Genomic DNA, 22,594 nt, shown 5'->3' with positions numbered 1-22,594 from the left:
GGGGCTTGGCGGCACATTCCCGTCTGCCGCGCGACGCCTGGCGCGCACGCTCGCCGCGTTGCCGAATCGCCCACGTGGCTCCGCCACGAGGGCGCTCCGGCGCCTTGCGATCGCACGCACCAGACGCCGCGCGGCCCGCCCTCCGGGCGGACGACGGGAATGTGCCGCCAAGCCCCAGCCCCAAACCACACACTCTCACCCCAGAGGAACGCTGCATGCCTGGCATCACGCGCGAGGAGGTCGCCCACCTCGCCCGGCTGGCGCGTCTGGAGCTGAAGCCCGAAGAGCTCGAACACTTCGCGGGACAGCTGGACGACATCATCGGCGCGGTCGCCCGCGTCAGCGAGGTCGCCGACCAAGACGTACCGCCGACCTCGCACCCGCTCCCGCTGACGAACGTCATGCGGCCGGACGAGGTCCGTCCCTCGCTCACCCCCGAGCAGGCGCTCTCCGGCGCCCCGGCCCAGGAGCAGCAGCGTTTCAAGGTGCCGCAGATCCTGGGGGAGGACTGATCACGATGACGGACATCATCAAGCTCACCGCCGCCGAGACCGCCGAGAAGATCGCCTCCGGCGAGCTGACGGCCGTCCAGGTCGCCGAGGCCCACCTGGCCCGTATCGAGGCCGTCGACGAGAAGGTGCACGCCTTCCTGCACGTCGACCGCGAGGGCGCCCTCGCCCAGGCGCGCGCCGTGGACGCCAAGCGCGAGCGGGGCGCGAAGCTCGGCCCCCTGGCGGGCGTCCCGCTGGCGCTGAAGGACATCTTCACCACCGAGGGCGTTCCGACGACCGTCGGTTCGAAGATCCTCGAGGGCTGGATCCCGCCGTACGACGCGACGCTCACCAAGCGGCTGAAGGCCGCCGACGTCGTCATCCTCGGCAAGACCAACATGGACGAGTTCGCCATGGGGTCGTCGACGGAGAACAGCGCGTACGGCCCGACCGGCAACCCCTGGGACCTCACCAGGATCCCCGGCGGCTCCGGCGGCGGCTCCTCCGCGGCGCTGGCCGCGCACATGGCGCCGCTGGCCATCGGCACCGACACCGGCGGCTCCATCCGCCAGCCGGCCGCCGTCACCGGCACGGTGGGCGTCAAGCCGACCTACGGCGCGGTGTCCCGGTACGGCATGGTGGCGTTCTCCTCGTCCCTCGACCAGGGCGGCCCCTGCGCCCGCACGGTCCTGGACGCGGCGCTCCTGCACGAGGTCATCGCCGGGCACGACCCGCTGGACTCCACCTCCATCGACGCCCCGGTCCCGCCGGTCGTCGAGGCCGCCCGCAACGGCAGCGTCGAGGGCATGCGCGTGGGCGTCGTCAAGCAGTTCCGCGGCGAGGGCTACCAGGCCGGTGTCGTCCAGCGCTTCGACGAGTCCGTCGAGCTGCTGAAGGAGCTGGGCGCCGAGATCGTCGAGCTGGACTGCCCGTCCTTCGACCTCGCGCTGTCGGCGTACTACCTGATCGCGCCCTCCGAGTGCTCCTCCAACCTCGCCCGCTTCGACGGCCTGCGCTACGGCCTGCGGACCGGCGACGACGGCACGCACTCCGCCGAGGAGGTCACCTCCCTCACCCGTGAGGAGGGCTTCGGCCCCGAGGTCAAGCGCCGCATCATGCTCGGCACGTACGCGCTCAGCTCCGGCTACTACGACGCCTACTACGGCTCCGCGCAGAAGGTCCGCACGCTCATCACGCGCGACTTCGAGAAGGCCTTCGAGCAGGTCGACGTCATCGTGTCGCCGACCACGCCGACCACCGCCTTCGCGATCGGCGAGCGCGCCGACGACCCGATGGCGATGTACCTGGCCGACCTGTGCACCATCCCGACGAACCTCGCGGGCAACGCGGCGATGTCGCTGCCGTGCGGTCTCGCCCCGGAGGACAACCTCCCCGTCGGTCTGCAGATCATCGCCCCGGCCCTGAAGGACGACCGTCTGTACAAGGTCGGCGCCGCCGTCGAGGCCGCCTTCGTGGAAAGGTGGGGGCACCCGCTCCTGGAGGAGGCTCCGTCGCTGTGAGCAAGCTGTCCAAGGCCAAGGACTTCAAGAAGTCCAAGTCCGGCACGTACCTGTCCATGGCCACCACCGCCTTCGGCGCCGTGGCCGTGGTCAAGCAGATCAAGAAGGCCCGACTGGAGAACGACACGCTGCGGCTGATCGACGCCACCGTCTCCGCCGCCGCGATCGTCACCGGCCTCGCCATCCTGTACCGCGAGCTGAAGCGGCTGGGCGACGACGACGTCCTGCTGGGCTGAGAGGGAACTTTCACCGTGACCACCACGACCGACCTGGTGTCGTACGAGGACGCGCTGGCGTCGTACGACCCCGTCATGGGCCTCGAGGTCCATGTCGAACTCGGCACCAAGACCAAGATGTTCTGCGGGTGCTCCACCGAGCTGGGCGCCGAGCCCAACGCGCAGACCTGCCCCACCTGCCTCGGCCTGCCCGGCGCGCTCCCGGTCGTCAACGCGATCGGCATCGAGTCGGCCATCAAGATCGGTCTCGCGCTGAACTGCGAGATCGCCGAGTGGTGCCGCTTCGCCCGGAAGAACTACTTCTATCCGGACATGCCGAAGAACTTCCAGACCTCCCAGTACGACGAGCCGATCGCCTTCAACGGCTACCTCGACGTGCAGCTGGAGGACGGCGAGACCTTCCGTGTGGAGATCGAGCGCGCCCACATGGAGGAGGACACCGGCAAGTCCACCCACGTGGGCGGCGCCACCGGCCGAATCCACGGCGCGCAGCACTCGCTGCTCGACTACAACCGCGCCGGCATCCCGCTGATCGAGATCGTCACCAAGCCGATCGTCGGCGCCGGCGAGCGCGCCCCCGAGGTGGCCAAGGCGTACGTCCGTGAGCTCCGCGAGCTCATCCGGGCGCTCGGCGTCTCCGAGGCCCGCATGGAGATGGGCCAGATGCGCTGCGACGTGAACCTGTCGCTGCGCCCGAACGGCACCGACAAGTTCGGCACCCGCTCGGAGACGAAGAACGTCAACTCGCTGCGCTCCGTGGAGCGCGCGGCCCGCTTCGAGATCCAGCGGCACGCGGCCGTGCTGTCCTCCGGCGGCACGATCGTGCAGGAGACCCGGCACTTCCACGAGGACACGGGGTCCACGACCTCGGGCCGCGTGAAGGAGGAGGCCGAGGACTACCGGTACTTCCCCGAGCCGGACCTGGTACCGGTCGCGCCGTCCCGCGAGTGGGTCGAGGAGATCCGGGCCGGGCTGCCGGAGCTGCCGCTGGCCCGCCGCAACCGGCTGCTCGCCGAGTGGGGCATCTCCGCCACCGACATGCAGGCGATCCTCAACGCCGGTGCGCTGGACCCGATCGTCGCCACGATCGACGCCGGTGCCGACGCGGCGTCCGCCCGCAAGTGGTGGATGGGCGAACTGGCGCGCAGCGCCAACGAGTCGGGCACCTCGCTCGACGAGCTGGCGATCACCCCGGCGCAGGTCGCCCGGGTCACCGAGCTGGTCGCCAAGGGCGATCTGAACGACAAGCTCGCGCGCCAGGTGATCGAGGGCGTCCTCGCGGGCGAGGGCACCCCGGACGAGGTCGTCGACAAGCGCGGTCTGAAGGTCGTCTCCGACGAGGGCGCCCTGACGGCCGCCGTCGAGGAGGCCATCGCCGGCAACCCGGGCATCGCCGACAAGATCCGCGGCGGCAAGGTGGCCGCGGCCGGCGCCCTGGTCGGCGCGGTCATGAAGGCGACCCGCGGCCAGGCCGACGCGGCCCGCGTCAAGGAGCTGATCCTGGAGAAGCTGGGCGTCAGCGAGGGCTGAGCGACAGCCGGCAAGGCGGTACGGCCCCGGAGACCAGGTCTCCGGGGCCGTACGGCGTTCTACCTACGGCGTCCCACGACCCGTACGAAGCCCAGCGCGCGGCCCTCGTCGGCGCGCACCATCTCGCCGACCCGGCGGGCCATGGTGCGGTGGAACTCCTCCGGGCTCTCCTCGGCGACCACCTCGCACCACAGCAGCCAGTCCTTCCAGCCGTCCTCGAGCCAGTCGGCCGTCTCCACCTCGACGGCGCCGCTGCGGGTCCAGTGGCGGCGCCACCAGTCGGCGGTGTGGAAGCACCAGAAGTCGGGCTCCCACCAGGGCCGCAGATGCTCCGGCGGCTCGGCGCCCGCGGGCTCCTCGCGCAGTGCCGGCACGACGACGCCGATCCGCCCGCCGGGCTTCAACAGCCGTGCGAGGGTGGGCAGATAGAGGTCGGCGGTGCCGAAGTACTGGTAGGCGTCGACGGACACGATCGCGTCGAAGCCGCCTTCGGCGAAAGGCAGATCGTGTGCCTCGGTGTGCACGGGCTGCACCCGGTCGGCGAAGCCCGCCTCGGCGATGCGGCGGGCGTTGTCGTCGGGCCCGACCCACAGGTCGGCGGCGGTGACCTGGGCGTGGAACTCCCTGGCCAGGAAGATCGAGGTCATCGCCCGGCCGCAGCCGAGGTCGAGGACGCGCGCGCAGGGGCGCAGGGCGTCCAGGCCGAGGGCGGGGGCCAGCCACTCCAGCAGCCACAGGGCGTTCGGGCCCATCTGGTTGTCGACGACCCAGCGGGCGTCGTAGCCGTTGCTGCGCGGGTAGCGGGGGTGGGTCAGGCGGTCAGACGGGTCGTCGTCCGGGGTCCTGATGTCGGTCATCGGTGAACGGGCTCCTTGGGATCTTCGTACGGGAAGTCGATGCGTAGGAGCTCGGTCGGACCTTCAAACAATGCACCCGCTTCGGTCGTCGGCGAGGGGCGGGGACGGCTGACCCGCGGAAGCTAGCAGGTGTGAGGTTCCTCTCGCAGCCGGTTTCCCGGGCGGACGCGCTACGCTCGCCCGCCATGAGCGGACGAGATGATTCCGAGATACGGGACGTCGAGGACGACATGGACACGGCCTACGACGCCCGCCGGGCCCGCTGGACGGCGGCCGGCACCGGCACGCTGCTGACCCTCGCCGGGCTGGCCGCGTCACTGCTGCGGCTCACCGGTTCCGCCCCGGCCCTGGTGCCCGGCGCCTACGGCTGCGGCGCCGCCGTGTGCGCGCTCGCCTCGGTGCTGGGCTCCCGGGGGCACACCCGGCGGGCGCTGTGGCTGCTGGTCGCCGGTGTGATGGTGATGGCACTGGGAGATCAGTTCGACTAGGTGACAGAGTGTTCGTTACTGTCCTGTGATCTGCCTCCCACTCTTGTGAACAAGCCCACCAATCGCATAAACGATCACATCTGCCTGCAAATATGGACCTCACATTGCTCATGTGTTCTTTGCGGGCTGTTCATGTGGTGAACGACTGTTCCACGACTGTTCCCGGTCAAAGATCCACAAATCGCCTCCGGGAGCTCGTTCGTGGCAGCCCTTGCACGCTGGTGTGTCAGGCACCGCCTTGTCGCGGTGCTGCTCTGGCTCCTCGCCTTCGGCGGGGTGAGCGCGGCCGCCGCCGTCGCCGGCTCGGCGTACTCGAACGACTACGAGGCCCCCGGCACCGAGTCGGGCGCCGCCACCAAGCTGCTGCAGCGAGGCTTCCCCGGACTCGGCGGTGACAGCGACACCGTCGTGTGGCACGTGAAGGACGGCACCGTCCGGGCCGCCGACGTCGAGCAGACGATGAACCAGACCCTGGACAGGATCGCGGACCTGCCAGGCGTGGCCTCCGTGAGCAGCCCCTACGACGGCCAGGGCGCGGGCCGGATCAGCTCCGACGGGCACACCGCGTACGCGACGGTCACCTTCGACCACCGCGCCGAGGACATCAAGAAGTCCGAGGCGGAGGCCGTGGTCCGCACCGCCGAGGCCGCCCGGGCCGACGGACTGCGGGTGGAGCTGGGCGGCAGCGCCGTCGCCCTGACCGAACCGTCCGGCGGGCACGTCGCCGAGGTGGTCGGCGTGGTCGTGGCGGCGGTCGTGCTGTTCCTCGCCTTCGGCTCGCTCGCCGCGTCGGTGCTGCCCATCGCCACCGCCCTGGTCGGCGTCGGCACCGCGTACGCCTCGATCGTGCTGCTCGGGCACGCCATGACCGTCGCCGACTTCGCGCCCATGCTCGGCATGCTGATCGGACTCGGCGTCGGCATCGACTACGCGCTCTTCATCGTCACCAGACACCGGCGCGGACTCAAACGCGGACTGTCGGTCACCGAGGCCGTCACCAACGCCGTGACGACCACCGGACGGGCCGTGGTCTTCGCGGGTGCCACCGTTTGCATCGCCCTGCTGGGGATGCTGATACTGCGGCTCGGCTTCCTCAACGGCGTCGCGATCGCCGCCTCGCTGACCGTCGTCCTCACGGTCGCCGCCTCCGTCACCCTGCTGCCCGCCCTGCTGTCCCTCATCGGCATGCGCGCCCTGAGCCGGCGAGAGCGGCGGCGGCTGGCAGAGCAGGGACCGCAGCCGGAGCTGCCGACCGGACTCGCCCACCGCTGGTCGGCGTTCGTCGAGCGCCATCCCAAGATCCTCGGCGTGGTGGCCCTGGCCGTGATGACGGTCCTCGCGCTGCCCACCCTCTCCCTGCACCTGGGCACCTCCGACCAGGGCAACGACCCGAAGTCCTCCACCACCAGGCAGGCCTACGACCTGCTCGCCGAGGGCTTCGGACCGGGCGTCAACGGCCCCCTCACCGTCGTCACCAAGGTGGGCGGCGCCGAGGACCGGCTCGCCCTCGACAACCTCGACGCCACCGTCCGCGACACCAAGGGCGTCGCCTCGGTGACGCCGGTGACGTACGACGGCGCCGGGGACACGGCCTTCTTCACGATCGTGCCGACGTCGGAGCCGCAGTCGCAGAAGACCAGCGACCTCGTCGACCGGCTGCGCACCGAGGTGCTGCCGCGGGCCGAGACCGGCACCGCGCTCGACCTGCACGTCGGCGGCGTGACGGCGTCGTACGACGATTTCGCGGGCGTCATCGTCGGCAAGCTGCCCCTGTTCGTCGGCGTGGTGATCGGCCTCGGCTGCCTGCTCCTGCTGCTCGCCTTCCGGTCCCTCGGCATCCCGCTGAAGGCCGCGGCCATGAACGTCGCCGCGGTCGCCGCCGCCTTCGGCATCGTCGTGGCGATCTTCCAGTGGGGCTGGGGGAGCGAACTGCTCGGCCTCGGTCGCGCGGGCCCGATCGAGCCCTTCCTCCCCGTGATCATGGTGTCCGTGCTCTTCGGGCTCTCCATGGACTACCAGGTCTTCCTGGTCAGCCGGATGTACGAGGAGTGGCTGGAGACGGGCGACAACCGGCGGGCCGTACGCGTCGGCCTCGCCGAGACCAGCCGCGTGATCAACTCCGCCGCGGTCATCATGATCTCGGTCTTCCTGGCCTTCGTCCTCAGCGGCGACCGCGTGATCGCCATGTTCGGCATCGCGCTCGCCTCCGCCGTCGCCCTGGACGCCTTCGTGCTGCGCACCCTGCTGGTGCCCGCCCTCATGCACCTGCTCGGCGGCGCCAACTGGTGGCTGCCCCGCTGGCTGGACGCCCGGCTGCCCCGCATCAGCATCGAGCCGCCCGAGTGCCGTGCCGCCCATGAAAGGCTGGCCGCGGCGACGGACGCCGAGGTGGCGGACGTACTGGCGGAGGGGGATCAGCGCGATGTACGCGATATCACTGGGTGACGGCGCCGAACTGCGGCCGCTGGAGCCGTGGCACGCGGAGGAGTTCCTGGCGCACCTGGAGCGCGGCCGGGAGTTCATCGGGCGGTTCATCCCGTTCGGCTCGCAGGCCGTCGACCTGCCCTCGGCCCGCGCGACGCTCCAGCGGTACGCCGACATGCGCGCCGCCGACACCGCCTCGTACCACGGCATCTGGCTGGACGGAAAGCTCGTCGGCGGGGTCCTCACCCTGAACTTCGACGCCTCGACCGGCAACGCCGAGGTCGGCTGCTGGCTGGAGCCCGCGGCCACCGGGCGCGGCCTGATCACCCGGGCGATGCGGATCCTGATCGACTGGGCGGTCGAGGAGCGCGGCATCCACCGCGTCGAATGGGTCGCCGCCTCCGGCAACACCCCCAGCCTGAACGTCGCCCGGCGCCTGGGGATGACCCGCGATGGCGTACGGCGCGAGGCGCACCCCTATGGTGGGGTGCGGCACGACCTGGAGGTGTGGTCGATCCTCGCCCCGGAGTGGCGTCAAGCACGCGCGCGTGCCGCACACGACGATCATTAAGATCCCTCTCAGAGAGCGTCCGTACGGTGCCAGACATGGGAACCAAGACAGTTGACGAGGCCGGTACGACCGAGGCCACCGAAGTGAAGCCCGAGCACGAGGCGGCCGCCGCCGAGGCCGAGGCCGCAGAGGAGACCGAGGAGGCGACCGCCGAGGCCGACCTTGTCGAGAACGCCTCCGAGAACGGCGAGGAGGGCCCCTCCGGTGTCGGCCAGGGCGCGGGTGCCGTCGTCTCCGCAGCGCTCGGCGTCGTCTCGCTCACCGGGAGCTGGGTCGGCACCGTGGCCGCGGCCCGCCAGACCCTCGTGGGCCAGCTGCAGACCTCGTCCTCGGCGGGCGTCGCCAAGCAGATCAAGGCCGTGTACGGCGACGCCTGGCAGGCCAGCGCCCTGTGGGGCGGCGTTTTCGCCCTGCTCGCGCTGGTGGTCGGTGTCGTGGTCCTCGTCCGGCCGGCGTTCGGCGCTCCCGGCAAGCCGCAGGCCGCCTGGATCAAGTCCGTCGCCTGGGGCGGGGTCGCGCTCGGTGTCATCGGCCTGCTCCTGGCCGTCCTGAAGTACACCGACGTCCTGCTCGGTCTGCCCTCCGCGGGCTGAGTCACCGCAGGTCCGAAGGGGTCTTAGGGAATCCGTGAGCACCTTACGGACTTCCTGAGGCCCCTTACGCGCGTCTAAGGCCCCGGGCACCCCGCAAGATGCGGAACTCTCCCGATGTGACGGACCCCCCTGGGAGACGAAAGTTGATGCATCGCAGCAAGCGAAGCCGGAAACCGACTCTCCCGAGGGATCACACCATGTACGAGTACGAGATCGCGCAGTTCCGTTCCGCCGAACTGATCCGCCGCGCCGATGAGGAGCGCCTCGCCCGCGAGGCCGTCCGCGGAGCCCGCCGCGAAGCCGCGCGACGCTCCACGGAGAACGAGTCCCATACCTCCCGCCACCGCCGCCTCAGGTTCGCCAGGGCGGCGTGAACACCGGGGACGCCGGACGGGCACTTCCAGCCTGTCTGGGGGCACCCCCTCTGGGGGAGTTTGAGGACGAGGCCCCTTCAGGGCCGAAGCGGGGGCCTGGGGGCGGCAGCCCCCAGAACAGCCCCCGGCACGGCACCCCGAAAACCGTTCCCCCCGCATCCGCCCCCCATGACATGCTCGCGTCCGTGGAGACCAGGTCCGTCAGTCCCGTCTTCGTCGGCCGAGCCGAAGAGCTGGACACGCTGAACGACGCCCTCGCCCGAGCCGCCGCGGGCGAGCCGCAGGCGTTGCTGATCGGCGGTGAGGCCGGCGTCGGCAAGACCAGGCTCGTCGAGGAGTTCGCCACCGCGGCCTGCCGCCGCGGCGCCGTCGTCGCCCTCGGCGGCTGCGTCGAGATCGGCGCCGACGGACTGCCCTTCGCCCCGTTCTCCACCGCCCTGCGCGCGCTGCGCCGCGAACTGCCCGGCGAAGTCGCCGCCGCGGCCGCCGGCCAGGAGGACGAGCTCACCAGGCTGCTGCCCGAACTGGGCGAGACCGGCTCCGGACGCCACGACGAGGAGGGCATGGCCCGCCTCTTCGAACTCACCGCCCGCCTCCTGGAACGCGTCGCCGCCGACCGCACGGTCGTCGTCGCCCTGGAGGACCTGCACTGGGCGGACGCCTCCACCCGCCACCTCCTCGCCTACCTCCTGCGCACCCTGCGCTCCGGCCGCCTGGTCGTCCTCGCCACCTACCGCGCCGACGACATCCACCGCCGCCACCCGCTGCGCCCCCTGCTCGCCGAACTCGACCGCCTGCGCACGGTCCGCCGCATCGAACTGGCCCGCTTCACCCGCACCGAGGTCGGCCGCCAGCTCGCCGGCATCCTCGCCGCCGAACCGGACCCCGGCCAGGTCGAGGAGATCTTCGAACGCTCCGACGGCAACGCCTTCTTCGTCGAGGAACTCGCCGTCTGCGCCACCGAGGGCTGCGGCACCGGCCTCACCGACTCCCTGCGCGACCTGCTCCTGGTCCGCGTCGAGGGCATGCCCGAGAGCGCCCAGCGCATCGCCCGGATCGTCGCCGAGGGCGGCTCCACCGTGGAGTACCGGCTGCTCGCGGCCGTCGCCGGGCTCGCCGAGGACGACCTCATCGAGGCGCTGCGGGCCGCGGTGAACGCCAACATCCTCATCGCCACCCCCGCGGGCGACGGCTACCGCTTCCGCCACTCCCTGGTCCGCGAGGCCGTCGGCGACGACCTGCTGCCCGGTGAGCGCTCCCGCCTCAACCGCCGCTACGCCGAGGCCCTGGAGGCCGACCCGACACTCGTCCCCGCCGACGAACGCGTCATGCGCCTGGCCAGCTACTGGTACCACGCCCACGCGCCGGCCAAGGCACTCCCCGCCGTCCTCGACGCCTCCGTCGAGGCCCGGCGCCGCCACGCCTACAGCGAGCAACTACGGCTGCTGGAACGGGCGATGGAGCTGTGGGACACCACCCCCGAAACGGTCCGGGACGAACTGCGCCCCATCGACTACACCGAGGTCTACCCGCCCTGCGGCTGCGACCCCGCCACCACCCCGCTGCGCTACCTCGACCTGATGGCCGAGGCCGCCGTAGCCGGCCGGCTGTCCGGGGAACGCGAACGCGCCCTGAAGATCACCAAGCGCGCCCTGCATCTGCTGGAGGAGGAGGACGATCCGCTGCGCGCCGCCTGGTTCTGGACCCAGCGCGCGGTCATGGTGCAGAACCTCGCCCGCGGCGACGGCTGGAAGGAACTGGCCACCGCCCAGGAGCTGGTGCGCGGCCTGCCGCCCTCCGAGGTGCACGCCGAGGTCCTCACCCAGGTCGCCGGCTGGTCGATGCTGCGCGCCCCCGGCCCACAGGCCCTGTCCGACGCCGAACGCGCCGTGGAGTACGCGCGCATGGTGGGCGCCCGGGAGACGGAGATGAACGCCCGCCTCACCCTCGGCACCCTGATGGTCGACGCGGGGGACGTCGAGGCGGGCCTCGCCGTGATGAGCGAGGTCAAGGACCAGGCCCGGCAGGACGGCATCGCCTCCGTCGCCGGCCGCGCCCACGTCAACCTGCCCTCCGAGCTGGAGGCGGTGGGACGCTCGCGCGAGGCCGTCGGCGTCCTCGAGGAGGGCACCGCCTACGCGCGCCGCTACGGCCTGCTGAACACCGAGGCGTGGGTGTGGTCCAACCTCTCCGACTCCCTGTACTCACTGGGCCGTTGGGACGAGGCGGTGGAGGCGGCGGAGAAGGCGCTGCGGCGCGGGCAGAGCGCCAAACCGCAGGGCGCGGCCGCGATGAAGCTGGCCCAGGTCGCCCTGGGCAGGGGGGACGTGGCGGAGGCCGCCCGTCAACGGGACGCCGCCGAACGGTACTTCGGCACCCACGACCCCATGCCGCAGCAGTCACTGCCCCTGGCCGCCCTCACCGTCGGCGTCGCCGCGGCCGAGGGCCGTCTCCTCGACGTCCGCGCCGAGGTGCGGCGCAGCCTGGACGGCGGCGTCCCGCCCGGCACCCAGCGCTACGTCTGGCCGCTGCTGCTCGGCGCCGCGATCGCCGAGGCCGAGGCCCGCGCGCTGCCCGCGGCCGGGCAGGGCCGTAGCGAGGCCCTCGGCGTGCTCTTCGAGGCCGCCAAGCGGCTCACCACCGTGGCCCCCGTGTGGCTCGCCCACGAACGGTGGGTCCGGGCCGAACTCGCCCGCGCCGAAGGCCGGGACACCGTGGACACCTGGTCGGAGGTGGTCACCGCCTTCGAGAGCGTGGAGCGCCCCTACGACCTCGCCCGCGTCCGCCACCGCCTGGCCGCGGCCCTGCTCGGCGCGGGCGGCGACGACGAACGCGACCGGGCCACGGAACTGCTGCGCCTGGCCCACGCCGTGGCCGGCCACCTCGGTGCCCGCCCGCTCGGCGACGCCGTCGCCCTCCTCGCCCAGCGGGCCCGCCTGCCCCTGACCCGCGTCCCGGAGCAGCGGCCCGCCGATCCGGCCGAGGCCCTCGGGCTGACCAGCCGCGAACGCGACGTGCTGCGGCTGGTCGCCGCAGGGCGCACCAACCGCCAGATCGCCGAGGAGCTCTTCATCTCGCCGAAGACGGCCAGCGTCCATGTGTCGAACATTCTGGGCAAGCTCGGCGTCTCAGGAAGGGGGGAGGCGGCGGCGACGGCCCACCGGCTCGGGCTGTTCGCGGCCGACGCGCTCGACCCGGCCCGGTGAGGGCACCGACGAGAGGCAGGGACCGTGTTCAACGCATTCGAGGAAGTGTTCGCACCCAGCCGCAAGCACACCGACGACGAACGCAAGCGGCTGGAGCTGAGCCGCGAGGACGTGGGCGACAACGACCCCGGACGCGGCCCGATCGACCTCGACTCCGGCAAGGTCGTCATACGGCCGTCCGGGACCGCCGACGAGGAGGACCCCGGGGAGTGACGCGGGGCCCTACCGCACCCGCAGCTCCAGGATCCGGTCGTCGCCGCCCTTCGGGCTGCCCCGACCGTCCGTGTTGCTGGTGGTCAGCCACAGCCTGTCGCCGCCCGCCGCGACCACCGTGCGCAGACGGCCGTAGGTGCCGGTGAGGAAGGACTGCGGGTCGGCCGACGCCTCGGTGCCCTTCAGGGGGATGCGCCACAGGCGCTGTCCCTTCAGGCCGGCCATCCACACCGAGCCCTCGGCGTAGGCGATGCCGCTGGGGGAGGCGTCGTCGGTGTGCCACTGGGCGACGGGGTTCTGGTACGTGCCGTCGGACGACCTGCCCTCGGCGTTCGGCCAGCCGTAGTCGCCGCCCGGCTTGATCGCGTTCAGCTCGTCCCAGGTGTCCTGGCCGAACTCCGAGGCGAACAGCCGCTGTCGGGGGTCCCAGGCCAGGCCCTGCACATTGCGGTGGCCGTAGGAGTACACCGGCGAGTCGGGGAAGGGGTTGCCGGGGGCCGGGTCGCCCTCGGGGGTCAGGCGGAGGATCTTGCCGCCCAGGGACTTGGTGTCCTGCGCCAGCCCGCGGTCGCCGGTCTCGCCCGTGCCCGCGTACAGCATGCCGTCCGGGCCGAAGGCGATCCGTCCGCCGTTGTGGATGGTGCCCTTGGGGATGCCCTTGAAGATCGTGTCCGGGGCGCCCAGCTGCTCGCCGGCGGGTTTCTTCGGGTCGTACAGCACGCGGACGATGCGGTTGTCCGAGGCGGAGGTGAAGTACGCGTAGACCATGTGGTCCGACGCGTAGCCGGGGGAGAGGGCGATGCCGAGGAGGCCGCCCTCGCCGGACGGGGAGACCCCGGACACCGTGCCCAGCTCGGTCTTCGCGCCCGTCCTCTCGTCGACCCTGGTGATCGTGCCCTTGTCGCGGGAGGCGACGAGGAGGCCGCCGTCGCCGGGGAGCGCGGCCAGCCCCCAGGGGGTGTTCAGGCCGGTGGCCACGGTGCGCACCACCTCGACCGAGCCCTTGGCCGGCGGGGCCTGTCCGGCCGCCTGCTTCGAGGGGGAGGCGCTCGTCGTGCCGCCGCCGCCCGCGGAGCCGCCGTCCCCTCCGCCGGAGGAGCAGGCGGCGGTCAGCAGGAGGGCGGTCGTGGCGAGCAAGGCCGGCACAGCTCGTCGTAGCACGGTCCTGGTCCCTTCGGTGCGGCGGTCGGGCGGCGGGCTCTCCTTGTCCTACGACCGTTCGCGCCCTCCAGGTTCCCGGCCGGGCGGCGTCGAACCCCCGTCCGGCAGGAGTACGGCCGCGGACCCGGCGTCGCTCAGTCCCAGGAACCCCGCGCCCGCGGCAGCCGGGCCACCTCGGCCAGGTCCTGGGGCGTCAGCCGCAGACCGGCGGCCGCCGCGTTCTCCGCCGCCCAGCGCTCCCGCTTGGTGCCCGGGACGGCGACCACGTGCCGGCCCTGCGCCAGCACCCACGCCAGTGCCACCTGGGCGGCGGTGACGTCCTCGCCGTGCCGGGCCGCGACGCGGCGCAGGCCCGCCACGATCGGCTGGTTGGCGGCCATCATCTCCGCCGTGAAGCGCGGGTGGCGGGCGCGCACGTCGTCCGCCTCGAAACCCACGCCGGGGACCAGGGTCCCGGTGAGGAAGCCGTTGCCCAGCGGCATCGCGGCCAGGAAGCCGATGTCACGCGCCTCGCACCACGGCAGCAGCGCGTCGAGGGCGTCCGGCGACCACACCGACAGCTCGGCCTCCACCGCGCTGACCGGGAAGACCTGCTGCACCCGCTGGAGCTGCAGAATCGTTGCGTCGTACAGCCGGCCCCCGGAGCGGCGGCCGCCGCGGGCACCGACCGCGCACAGCCCCAACGCCCGTACCTTGCCCGCCCGGACGAGTTCCGCCATCGCGCCCCACGTCTCCTCCACGGGCACCTCGGGGTCCGCCCGGTGCAGCTGGTAGAGGTCGATGACGTCCGTCTGCAGCCGCCGCAGCGAGGCGTCGCAGGCGCGCTTCACATAGCCGGGGCGGCCGTTGGCCACGATGTGCTGCTCGCCGACGAGCAGGCCGACCTTCGTCGACACGAACGCGTCCGTGCGCCGCTCCTTGAGCACCCGCCCGACCAGCAGTTCGTTGGTGAACGGGCCGTACATGTCGGCGGTGTCCAGGAGCGTCGAGCCGCAGTCCAGCGCCCGGTGCACCGCCCTGAGCGACTCGTCGCCCCGCCGCCGCGAGGCGCTGTACGCCCAGCTCATCGGCATGCACCCGAGGCCGACGGCCCCCACCGCGAGTGCCCTCGCGCCGATCGTCCTGCGCTCCACCTGCCCGTGACCCTCCCTGTGCCGAGCCCCCAACCTAACCTCTGACTCCCCATGGCCCTGACATAGCCTCCAGTCATGACTGCTGACGTGTGGCTTCCCCTCCCGCCGGAGGAGATCGAGAACCTTCCCGCGGGGCCGAACTACCTCTTCTGGAACGGCGAGCAGGACTACCCCGCGGACCCGGCCGACTGTCTCTTCTACGTCGTCCCCTACATGAAGTCCGCCGAGGTCGCCGTGCGGCCCCTGGCCGAACTGGGCTCCGTGCAGGTGGTGCAGACGCTGTCCGCCGGGATCGACAACGTGCAGCCGGGGCTGCCCCGGCTGCGGCCGGGCGTGCAGGTGTGCAACGCGCGCGGGGTGCACGAGGCGAGCACCGCCGAACTCGCGCTCACCCTGATCCTGGCCTCCCTGCGGGGCATCCCGGACTTCGTGCGCGCGCAGGAGCGCGGCGAGTGGCTCGGCGGGTTCCGGCCGGCACTCGCCGACAAGAGCGTGCTCATCGTGGGCTACGGCTCGATCGGTTCCGCGATCGAGGACCGGCTCGTTCCGTTCGAGGTCGCGCGGGTGGTGCGCGTCGCGCGCTCCGCGCGCACGACGGAGCGCGGGCCGGTGCACCCGCTCACCGATCTGCCCCGCCTGCTCCCCGAGGCGGACGTCGTCGTCCTCATCACGCCCCTCACCGACTCCACCCGGGGCCTGGCCGGCGCCGAGTTCCTCGCCGGCATGAAGGACGGCGCGCTCCTCGTCAACGTCGCACGCGGCCCCGTCGTCGACACCAAGGCGCTGCTCGCCGAACTCGAGACCGGCCGGATCACCGCGGCCCTGGACGTCACCGACCCCGAGCCGCTGCCCGCCGAGCACCCCCTGTGGCGCGCGCCCGGCGTGCTCATCAGCCCCCACGTCGGCGGCCCCACCTCCGCCTTCCGGCCCCGCGCCGAACGGCTTCTCGTGGACCAGTTGACGCGTTTCTTGAACCGGGAACCACTGCGGAACGTGATCCTTACGACAGGAACAACCGGCGCATGACCCCGACGACTTGAGCGTCCCGCGCGCGGCCCGCGCGAGGGGCGCAACAGGCGTGTCATCCATTTCCGGTACCCTCCGCAACCTCTCGGAAGCGGTCCGTACTCACAACGCCGCTGGTCGTCACGGAGCGTAGAGGAACTATGTCCCTGAGTGACGAGACTGGTGTATCGTCCCCGACAGGGGCTGCGCCGCGCACCGTTCGGCGCCGGGGATGGACATTGCAGACTGTGAGGGGGGCGACGGGCGATGCACGGCCTATGGACGAGCGATCCGACGCGGCGGAGCCGCCGGCGGCGACCCTGGCGCACGGCCGCGCGCAGACGCGGTCACCACGGCAGTCACGGCTGCCGTCACAGCCACCACCACCGCAGGCACAGCAGCCGCAGAAGGCATGCGCACCCAGCGCACCGGGACCCGAGGGACCCCGGAGCTGCGCGGACCGGGAGGGCCCGGTGAACTCGCCGCCTGTCACCACCACTCTCGACGGAATGCTGCGGGCCCAGCCCGCCCCGGGGGCACGGCCGACGCGTCCGCGGTCCGGAGGCGGCCGGACGGGCCCCGTTCACCAGCTCGTCCTGGCCGTGGTCTGCGCGGGATACGCCGTCGGTTCCGCGCTCGGCTGGGGTTCGCAGGAACTGGCCGACATCATGGGTGACTTCGGACTCAGCGCGGCCGCGGCCACCGCCGCCGTGTCCTGCTTCCTGTACGCCTACGGGCACTGCGCGCGCTTCCGCTCCGCCTGGCTGCTGTTCGCCCTCTCCTCGGCGATGGCGGCCCTGGGCAACGCCGTCTGGGGGTGGTACGAGGTCGTCCTCGGCGAGACCGTGCCCACCGTCAGCTACGCCAACATCTTCTTCGTGGGCTTCGCGCCGCCCGCCATCGTGGGCCTGCTCGTGCTCGCCAAACGGCCGGTGACCAAGGCCGGCTGGATGTGCCTCGGGCTGGACGCCTGGCTGATCGGCGGCTCGCTGCTCACGCTCTCCTGGAGCCTCGCGCTCGCCAAGACCGCCGAGGCCGACGGGCCGCACCTCGCGCGCAGCGCGCTGCTGCTGGCCTACCCCCTGCTGGACATCGCCCTGGTCAGCGTGGTGCTCGCGCTGCACTTCCGGCGCACGGCCGCCAACCGGGCGGCGATCAACACCGCGATCGGCGCGCTCGCGCTGACGGTCATGTGCGACGCCCTGTTCAGCTCCCCGCTGCTGCAGAACAACTACCAGTCGGGCCAGTTGCTCGACGCGGGCTGGTTCGCCGGCTCGCTGCTCCTGGCGTACGCGCCCTGGACCGCTCCCCGCGGCGGGAAGGACTCCGCGGAGGGCGACGGCCACACGCGCGTGGTGCACGAGCACCTGCCGGGCCCGCACGGCGGCACCCACCAGCATCACGCGCCCCCGCAGGGAGGTGATCGCACCCGGTACCCGGCCGCCCGGCCCATCGCCGGCTCCCTGGCCGCGCTCACGCCGTACCTCGCCGCGGCCGTCTGCACCCTGGGCATCCTCTACAACGTCCTCAACGGCAGGAAGCCCGACCCGACCGTGCTCATCACCGGCGGCACCGTGGTGCTCGCCCTCGTGGTGCGCCAGGGCATCATGCTGCTCGACAACATCACCCTCACCCAGGAACTCGCGCAGAAGGAGAACCACTTCCGCTCCCTGGTGCAGGGCTCCAGCGACGTCATCATGATCGCCGCGCCCAGCGGCGTCCTCAGGTACGTCTCCCCGGCCGCCGCCGGGGTCTACGGACGGCCCGCCGAGGACCTGGTGGGCACCGAACTGGCCAGTCTCATCCACCCGGAGGACCTGGGCTGCGTGGTGCACGAGGTGCGCCGCTTCCTCGCCGCCAGCCCCCAGGACGAACCCACCACCCGCATCGAGTGCCGCTTCCGGGCGGGCGGCGGGGGCTGGCTCAACGTCGAGTCCACCGTCAACCGCCACCACGGCGGCCTGATCTTCAACAGCCGGGACGTGACCGAAAGAGTGCGTCTGCAGGCGCAGTTGCAGCACAACGCCGAGCACGACCCGCTCACCGACCTGCCCAACCGCGCCCTGTTCACCCAGCGCGTCCAGCAGGCGCTGTCCGGCCGCCGGGCCGCGGACCGGGCGTCCCTGCGCGGCACGGCCGTCCTCTTCATCGACCTCGACGGCTTCAAGGCCGTCAACGACACGATCGGGCACCAGGCGGGGGACGAGCTCCTCGTCCAGGCCGCCCGCAGACTCCAGGACGCGGTCCGGCAGGGGGACACCGCCTCGCGGCTCGGCGGCGACGAGTTCGCGGCCCTGATCGTCGGGGACGGCACCCGGGACCGGGCCGCCCGCGAACGGCACATCATGGAGCTCGCCGACCGCCTCAGGATCACCCTCTCCCAGCCCTACCTCATCGACGGCAACGATGTCCGGGTGGCCGCGTCCATCGGCGTCGCCTTCGCCGAACCCGGCCTCGGGGCGGGCGAGTTGCTGCGCAACGCCGACCTCGCCATGTACCGCGCCAAGGCCGGCGGCAAGGGCCGCGTCGAGCTGTACGCACCCCAGATGCAGCAGGACGTCGTACGCAAGGCGGAACTGGCCACGCGCCTGCGGGCCGCACTGCACGACGGCGAGTTCGCCCTGCTGCACCAGCCCGTGGTCTGCCTGGAGAACGGCCGGATCACATCGGTCGAGGCACTGGCGCGCTGGCGATCGTCCCAGGGGGTGCTGTTCACACCGGCCGAGTTCCTGCGGGTCGCCGACGAGGGCGACAGGACGCAGGAACTGGGCCGCTGGATCCTGGAGGAGGCCGTCGAGCAGGCCGCCGAGCGCACCGCCACGGGGCTCGCCGTGCCGGTCGCGGTACGGATGGGCGCCCGCCGCCTGCTGGACCGGTCGATGCCGCTCGGCTCGATCGAGGCCCTGCTGACCCGGCACGGCCTGCCGTCCGGCGCCCTGATGATCGAGCTGTCCGACACCGACCCCACGGTGTCCCTGGACGAGCTGGAGCGCCGGCTGTCGGCCCTGCGCAGGCTCGGCGTCCGGATCGCCCTGGACGGCTTCGGCAGCGGTCACGCGGCGATCACCGCCCTGCGCCGACTCCCCGTCGACGTGCTCAAGCTCGACCGCAGCCTGGTCGAGGGCGTCGTCGAGTCCGCGCGGCTGCACAAGATCACCAGTGGGCTGCTGCGGATCGCGACCGACCTCGGGCTGCAGTCCGTGGCCGACGGCGTGGACCTGCCGGAGCAGGTCGTGGCGCTGCGCGCGATGGGCTGCACCCACGGCCAGGGCATGGCCTTCTCCGGCCCGCTGGACGAGTACCGGCTGCGCCGGGCGCTGGGAACCGGCCATTATCCGGTGCCGCACGGCCCCGTCGAGCCGGCGTTCGCGGGCGGCGGCGGAGGCGAACGGGCCACGGAGAGGAGCGCCGGGGTGTACACCAGTGGGGTGCCGGTCGTGCTCGGAGGCGGAACCGCCCTGCGTTCACATGATGAGACTCCCGTCCCACCCACTTGACACGTGGTGCGCGTCGGGGGGAGGGTCAGTGCCATGCGCACCCGAATTCTCGTACTTGGAAAGCGCGTCGGCTGACGCTGAGCCCACCATCGCTCAGCGACCTCCACCCGGCGCGCTCCCCTCGCTTGCCTTACGGCACGAGGGGTTTTTTGTTGCACAGGCGCTTTTCGTGCAGCAGCCGAACACCGTACAAACCTCGCAAAAAACCCTCAGCATCGAGAAGAGACTGACGATGACCGAGCAGGCCACCGGGGCCCATCCGCAGCCGCGGCCCCGATCCGGAGGACACCAGTCCGCCCCCGAGCACGTCACGGGTGCGCAGTCCCTCATCCGCTCTCTCGAGGAGGTCGGGGCCGACACGGTATTCGGCATTCCCGGCGGTGCGATCCTTCCCGCGTACGACCCCCTGATGGACTCGACCCGGGTGCGCCACGTCCTGGTCCGTCACGAGCAGGGCGCCGGCCACGCGGCCACCGGCTACGCGCAGGCCACCGGCAAGGTCGGTGTCTGCATGGCCACTTCGGGTCCCGGCGCCACCAACCTGGTCACCCCGATCGCGGACGCCCACATGGACTCGGTGCCGCTCGTGGCGATCACCGGGCAGGTGGCCTCCAAGGCGATCGGCACGGACGCCTTCCAGGAGGCGGACATCGTCGGCATCACGATGCCGATCACCAAGCACAACTTCCTCGTCACCAAGGCCGAGGACATCCCGCGGGTCATCGCGCAGGCCTTCCACATCGCCTCCACCGGCCGCCCCGGCCCGGTGCTGGTCGACATCGCCAAGGACGCCCTGCAGGCGCGGACCACGTTCTCCTGGCCGCCGGTGATGGACCTGCCCGGCTACCGTCCGGTGACCAAGCCGCACGCCAAGCAGATCCGCGAGGGCGCCAAGCTCATCACCTCGGCCAAGCGGCCCGTCCTCTACGTCGGCGGCGGTGTCATCAAGGCACAGGCCACCGCCGAGCTCAAGGTCCTCGCCGAGCTCACCGGAGCGCCCGTCACCACCACCCTGATGGGGCTCGGCGCATTCCCCGACAGCCACCCGCTGCACGTGGGAATGCCGGGTATGCACGGTGCGGTCACCGCCGTCACCGCGCTGCAGAAGGCCGACCTGATCGTCGCCCTCGGAACCCGCTTCGACGACCGCGTCACCGGCAAGCTGGACAGCTTCGCCCCGCACGCCAAGATCGTCCACGCCGACATCGACCCCGCGGAGATCGGCAAGAACCGCGCCGCCGACGTGCCGATCGTCGGGGACGCGCGCGAGGTCATCGCCGACCTCATCCAGGCCGTGCAGAAGGAGCACAGCGAGGGCCACCAGGGCGACTACAGCGCCTGGTGGAAGGACCTGTCCCGCTGGCGGGACACCTACCCGCTGGGCTACGACCTCCCCGAGGACGGCTCGCTCTCCCCGCAGCAGGTCATCGAGCGCATCGGACAGCTCGCCCCCGAGGGCACGATCTTCGCGGCGGGCGTCGGCCAGCACCAGATGTGGTCCGCGCACTTCATCCAGTACGAGAAGCCCGCGACCTGGCTGAACTCCGGTGGCGCCGGGACGATGGGGTACGCGGTCCCGGCCGCGATGGGCGCCAAGGCCGGCGTGCCGGACCGCACGGTCTGGGCGATCGACGGCGACGGCTGCTTCCAGATGACCAATCAGGAGCTCACCACCTGCGCCCTGAACAACATCCCGATCAAGGTCGCCGTCATCAACAACGGCGCCCTCGGGATGGTCCGCCAGTGGCAGACCCTCTTCTACAACCAGCGGTACTCCAACACCGTGCTGCACTCCGGCCCCGACGACGTCAACCCGGAGGCCAGGGGCACCCGCGTCCCCGACTTCGTGAAGCTGTCGGAGGCCATGGGCTGCTACGCGATCCGCTGCGAGTCCCCGGACGACCTCGACAAGGTCATCGAAGAGGCGAACTCCATCAACGACCGGCCCGTCGTCGTCGACTTCATCGTCCACGAGGACGCGATGGTGTGGCCGATGGTCGCCGCCGGCACCTCCAACGACGAGATCATGGCCGCCCGGGACGTGCGCCCCGACTTCGGCGACAACGAAGACGACTGAGCGAGAGAGACGTACAAGACCATGTCCAAGCACACGCTCTCCGTCCTGGTGGAGAACACCCCGGGCATCCTGGCCCGGATCGCCGCCCTCTTCTCCCGCCGCGGCTTCAACATCGACTCGCTCGCGGTCGGTGTCACCGAGCACCCCGACATCTCCCGCATCACCATCGTCGTCAGCGTGGACGACCTCCCGCTGGAGCAGGTGACGAAGCAGCTCAACAAGCTCGTCAACGTGCTGAAGATCGTCGAGCTGGAGCCCGCGCAGGCGGTTCAGCGCGAACTCGTTCTGGTGAAGGTCAAGGCCGACAACGAGACGCGCTCGCAGATCGTGGAGATCGTCCAGCTCTTCCGTGCCAAGACCGTCGACGTCTCCCCGGAGGCCGTGACGATCGAGGCCACCGGCAGCAACGACAAGCTGTCCGCCATGCTCAAGATGCTGGAGCCGTTCGGCATCAAGGAGCTCGTGCAGTCCGGCACGATCGCGATCGGCCGCGGCGCCCGCTCCATCACGGACCGCTCGCTGCGGGCCCTCGACCGCAGCGCATGAGGCGTACGGGCGGTTTCGGCCGCCCGTATACCGAGACCCCGAGACTTCCCTTCCGCCCACCGTCATACGGTGGGACGCAACACCTGCACACAAGGAGAGAACCCAAAGTGGCCGAGCTGTTCTACGACGCCGACGCCGACCTGTCCATCATCCAGGGCCGCAAGGTCGCGGTCATCGGTTACGGCAGCCAGGGCCACGCCCACGCGCTGTCGCTCCGTGACTCGGGTGTCGACGTCCGTGTCGGTCTGCACGAGGGCTCCAAGTCCAAGGCGAAGGCCGAGGAGCAGGGCCTGCGCGTGGTGACGCCGGCGGAGGCCGCCGCCGAGGCCGACGTCATCATGATCCTGGTGCCGGACCCGATCCAGGCCCAGGTCTACGAGGAGTCCATCGCCCCGAACCTGAAGGACGGCGACGCGCTGTTCTTCGGTCACGGCCTGAACATCCGCTTCGACTTCATCAAGCCCCCGGCGAACGTCGACGTGTGCATGGTCGCCCCCAAGGGCCCCGGTCACCTGGTGCGCCGCCAGTACGAGGAGGGCCGCGGCGTCCCCTGCATCGTGGCCGTCGAGCAGGACGCCACGGGCAACGGCTTCGCGCTGGCGCTGTCGTACGCGAAGGGCATCGGCGGCACCCGCGCCGGCGTCATCAAGACGACCTTCACCGAGGAGACCG

Annotated in this window: 19 protein-coding genes; 16 read left to right on the top strand and 3 right to left on the bottom strand. The window is 71.7% G+C overall.

All coding sequences use genetic code 11. The features are described from left to right. Window positions 1-215: 215 nt before the first annotated feature. Genes gatC through gatB form a run of 4 tightly spaced genes read left to right on the top strand, consistent with a single transcriptional unit; the run spans window position 216 to window position 3,777 of the window. Window positions 216-512, top strand: a complete 297-nt coding sequence (gene gatC, locus M8J74_RS33380; RefSeq protein WP_030231941.1) for an Asp-tRNA(Asn)/Glu-tRNA(Gln) amidotransferase subunit GatC — start codon at window positions 216-218, stop codon at window positions 510-512. Window positions 513-517: 5 nt separating this feature from the next. After that, on the top strand, window positions 518-2,011 hold the full coding sequence (gene gatA / locus M8J74_RS33375) for an Asp-tRNA(Asn)/Glu-tRNA(Gln) amidotransferase subunit GatA (protein WP_249840014.1): 1,494 nt from the start codon (window positions 518-520) through the stop codon (window positions 2,009-2,011). Further along, the gene (locus tag M8J74_RS33370; RefSeq protein ID WP_058923023.1) at window positions 2,008-2,247 is read left to right on the top strand and encodes a hypothetical protein; all 240 of its coding nucleotides are present in this window, start codon (window positions 2,008-2,010) and stop codon (window positions 2,245-2,247) included. The genes gatA and M8J74_RS33370 overlap by 4 nt, the downstream gene beginning before the upstream one ends. A 15-nt stretch (window positions 2,248-2,262) precedes the next feature. After that, window positions 2,263-3,777: an Asp-tRNA(Asn)/Glu-tRNA(Gln) amidotransferase subunit GatB gene (gatB, locus tag M8J74_RS33365; RefSeq protein ID WP_249840013.1), complete on the top strand. Its 1,515-nt coding sequence runs from the start codon at window positions 2,263-2,265 to the stop codon at window positions 3,775-3,777. 59 nt (window positions 3,778-3,836) lie between these two features. Here gatB and M8J74_RS33360 read toward each other — a convergent pair whose 3' ends face one another. Further along, on the bottom strand, window positions 3,837-4,634 hold the full coding sequence (locus M8J74_RS33360) for an SAM-dependent methyltransferase (protein ID WP_249840012.1): 798 nt from the start codon (window positions 4,632-4,634) through the stop codon (window positions 3,837-3,839). A 185-nt stretch (window positions 4,635-4,819) separates the two neighbouring features. On the opposite strand from M8J74_RS33360, the gene M8J74_RS33355 reads away from it, so the two are divergent. The 7 genes from M8J74_RS33355 (at window position 4,820) to M8J74_RS33325 (ending at window position 12,503) form a co-directional block, all read left to right on the top strand. Next, window positions 4,820-5,122 (top strand): hypothetical protein, encoded by a 303-nt coding sequence (locus M8J74_RS33355; RefSeq protein ID WP_249840011.1) that lies wholly within the window; start codon window positions 4,820-4,822, stop codon window positions 5,120-5,122. 201 nt (window positions 5,123-5,323) lie between these two features. Further along, the gene (locus M8J74_RS33350) at window positions 5,324-7,567 is read left to right on the top strand and encodes an MMPL family transporter (protein ID WP_249840010.1); all 2,244 of its coding nucleotides are present in this window, start codon (window positions 5,324-5,326) and stop codon (window positions 7,565-7,567) included. Then, window positions 7,545-8,117, top strand: a complete 573-nt coding sequence (locus M8J74_RS33345) for a GNAT family N-acetyltransferase (protein WP_249840009.1) — start codon at window positions 7,545-7,547, stop codon at window positions 8,115-8,117. The genes M8J74_RS33350 and M8J74_RS33345 overlap by 23 nt, the downstream gene beginning before the upstream one ends. A 35-nt stretch (window positions 8,118-8,152) precedes the next feature. Next, window positions 8,153-8,710 carry a hypothetical protein gene (locus M8J74_RS33340; protein ID WP_249840008.1) on the top strand — a complete coding sequence of 186 codons (558 nt, stop codon included), beginning with the start codon at window positions 8,153-8,155 and terminating at the stop codon, window positions 8,708-8,710. Between the two features lie 197 nt (window positions 8,711-8,907). Beyond that, complete coding sequence (locus tag M8J74_RS33335; protein WP_249840007.1) at window positions 8,908-9,084, top strand: hypothetical protein; 177 nt, start codon at window positions 8,908-8,910, stop codon at window positions 9,082-9,084. A gap of 173 nt (window positions 9,085-9,257) precedes the next feature. Beyond that, window positions 9,258-12,290, top strand: a complete 3,033-nt coding sequence (locus M8J74_RS33330) for a helix-turn-helix transcriptional regulator (protein ID WP_249840006.1) — start codon at window positions 9,258-9,260, stop codon at window positions 12,288-12,290. Between the two features lie 45 nt (window positions 12,291-12,335). Continuing rightward, on the top strand, window positions 12,336-12,503 hold the full coding sequence (locus M8J74_RS33325; RefSeq protein WP_249840005.1) for a DUF6191 domain-containing protein: 168 nt from the start codon (window positions 12,336-12,338) through the stop codon (window positions 12,501-12,503). 9 nt (window positions 12,504-12,512) lie between these two features. Here the strand turns inward: M8J74_RS33325 and M8J74_RS33320 are convergent, their stop codons facing one another. Together M8J74_RS33320 and M8J74_RS33315 are read right to left on the bottom strand one after the other, a co-directional pair. Next, complete coding sequence (locus tag M8J74_RS33320) at window positions 12,513-13,649, bottom strand: PQQ-dependent sugar dehydrogenase (protein ID WP_249840015.1); 1,137 nt, start codon at window positions 13,647-13,649, stop codon at window positions 12,513-12,515. 149 nt (window positions 13,650-13,798) lie between these two features. Then, on the bottom strand, window positions 13,799-14,797 hold the full coding sequence (locus M8J74_RS33315; protein ID WP_249840004.1) for an aldo/keto reductase: 999 nt from the start codon (window positions 14,795-14,797) through the stop codon (window positions 13,799-13,801). Between the two features lie 75 nt (window positions 14,798-14,872). Here M8J74_RS33315 and M8J74_RS33310 point away from each other — a divergent pair, with 75 nt between their 5' ends. From M8J74_RS33310 to ilvC, 5 genes are all read left to right on the top strand, one after another. Next, window positions 14,873-15,823 (top strand): 2-hydroxyacid dehydrogenase, encoded by a 951-nt coding sequence (locus M8J74_RS33310; protein WP_249840003.1) that lies wholly within the window; start codon window positions 14,873-14,875, stop codon window positions 15,821-15,823. A gap of 452 nt (window positions 15,824-16,275) precedes the next feature. Next, entirely contained in the window at window positions 16,276-19,299 is a 3,024-nt protein-coding gene (locus tag M8J74_RS33305; RefSeq protein WP_249840002.1) for a putative bifunctional diguanylate cyclase/phosphodiesterase, read from the top strand. A 232-nt stretch (window positions 19,300-19,531) separates the two neighbouring features. Then, entirely contained in the window at window positions 19,532-21,376 is a 1,845-nt protein-coding gene (locus M8J74_RS33300) for an acetolactate synthase large subunit (protein WP_249840001.1), read from the top strand. A gap of 21 nt (window positions 21,377-21,397) precedes the next feature. After that, on the top strand, window positions 21,398-21,922 hold the full coding sequence (ilvN, locus tag M8J74_RS33295) for an acetolactate synthase small subunit (protein ID WP_249840000.1): 525 nt from the start codon (window positions 21,398-21,400) through the stop codon (window positions 21,920-21,922). Between the two features lie 107 nt (window positions 21,923-22,029). Then, a partial coding sequence (gene ilvC / locus M8J74_RS33290) for a ketol-acid reductoisomerase (RefSeq protein ID WP_249839999.1) occupies window positions 22,030-22,594 on the top strand: 565 nt, incomplete at its 3' end.

Origin of the sequence: Streptomyces panaciradicis (assembly GCF_023516615.1) — a bacterium.
GTDB lineage: Bacteria > Actinomycetota > Actinomycetes > Streptomycetales > Streptomycetaceae > Streptomyces > Streptomyces panaciradicis.
This window is presented reverse-complemented; position numbering and strand designations above follow the sequence as displayed.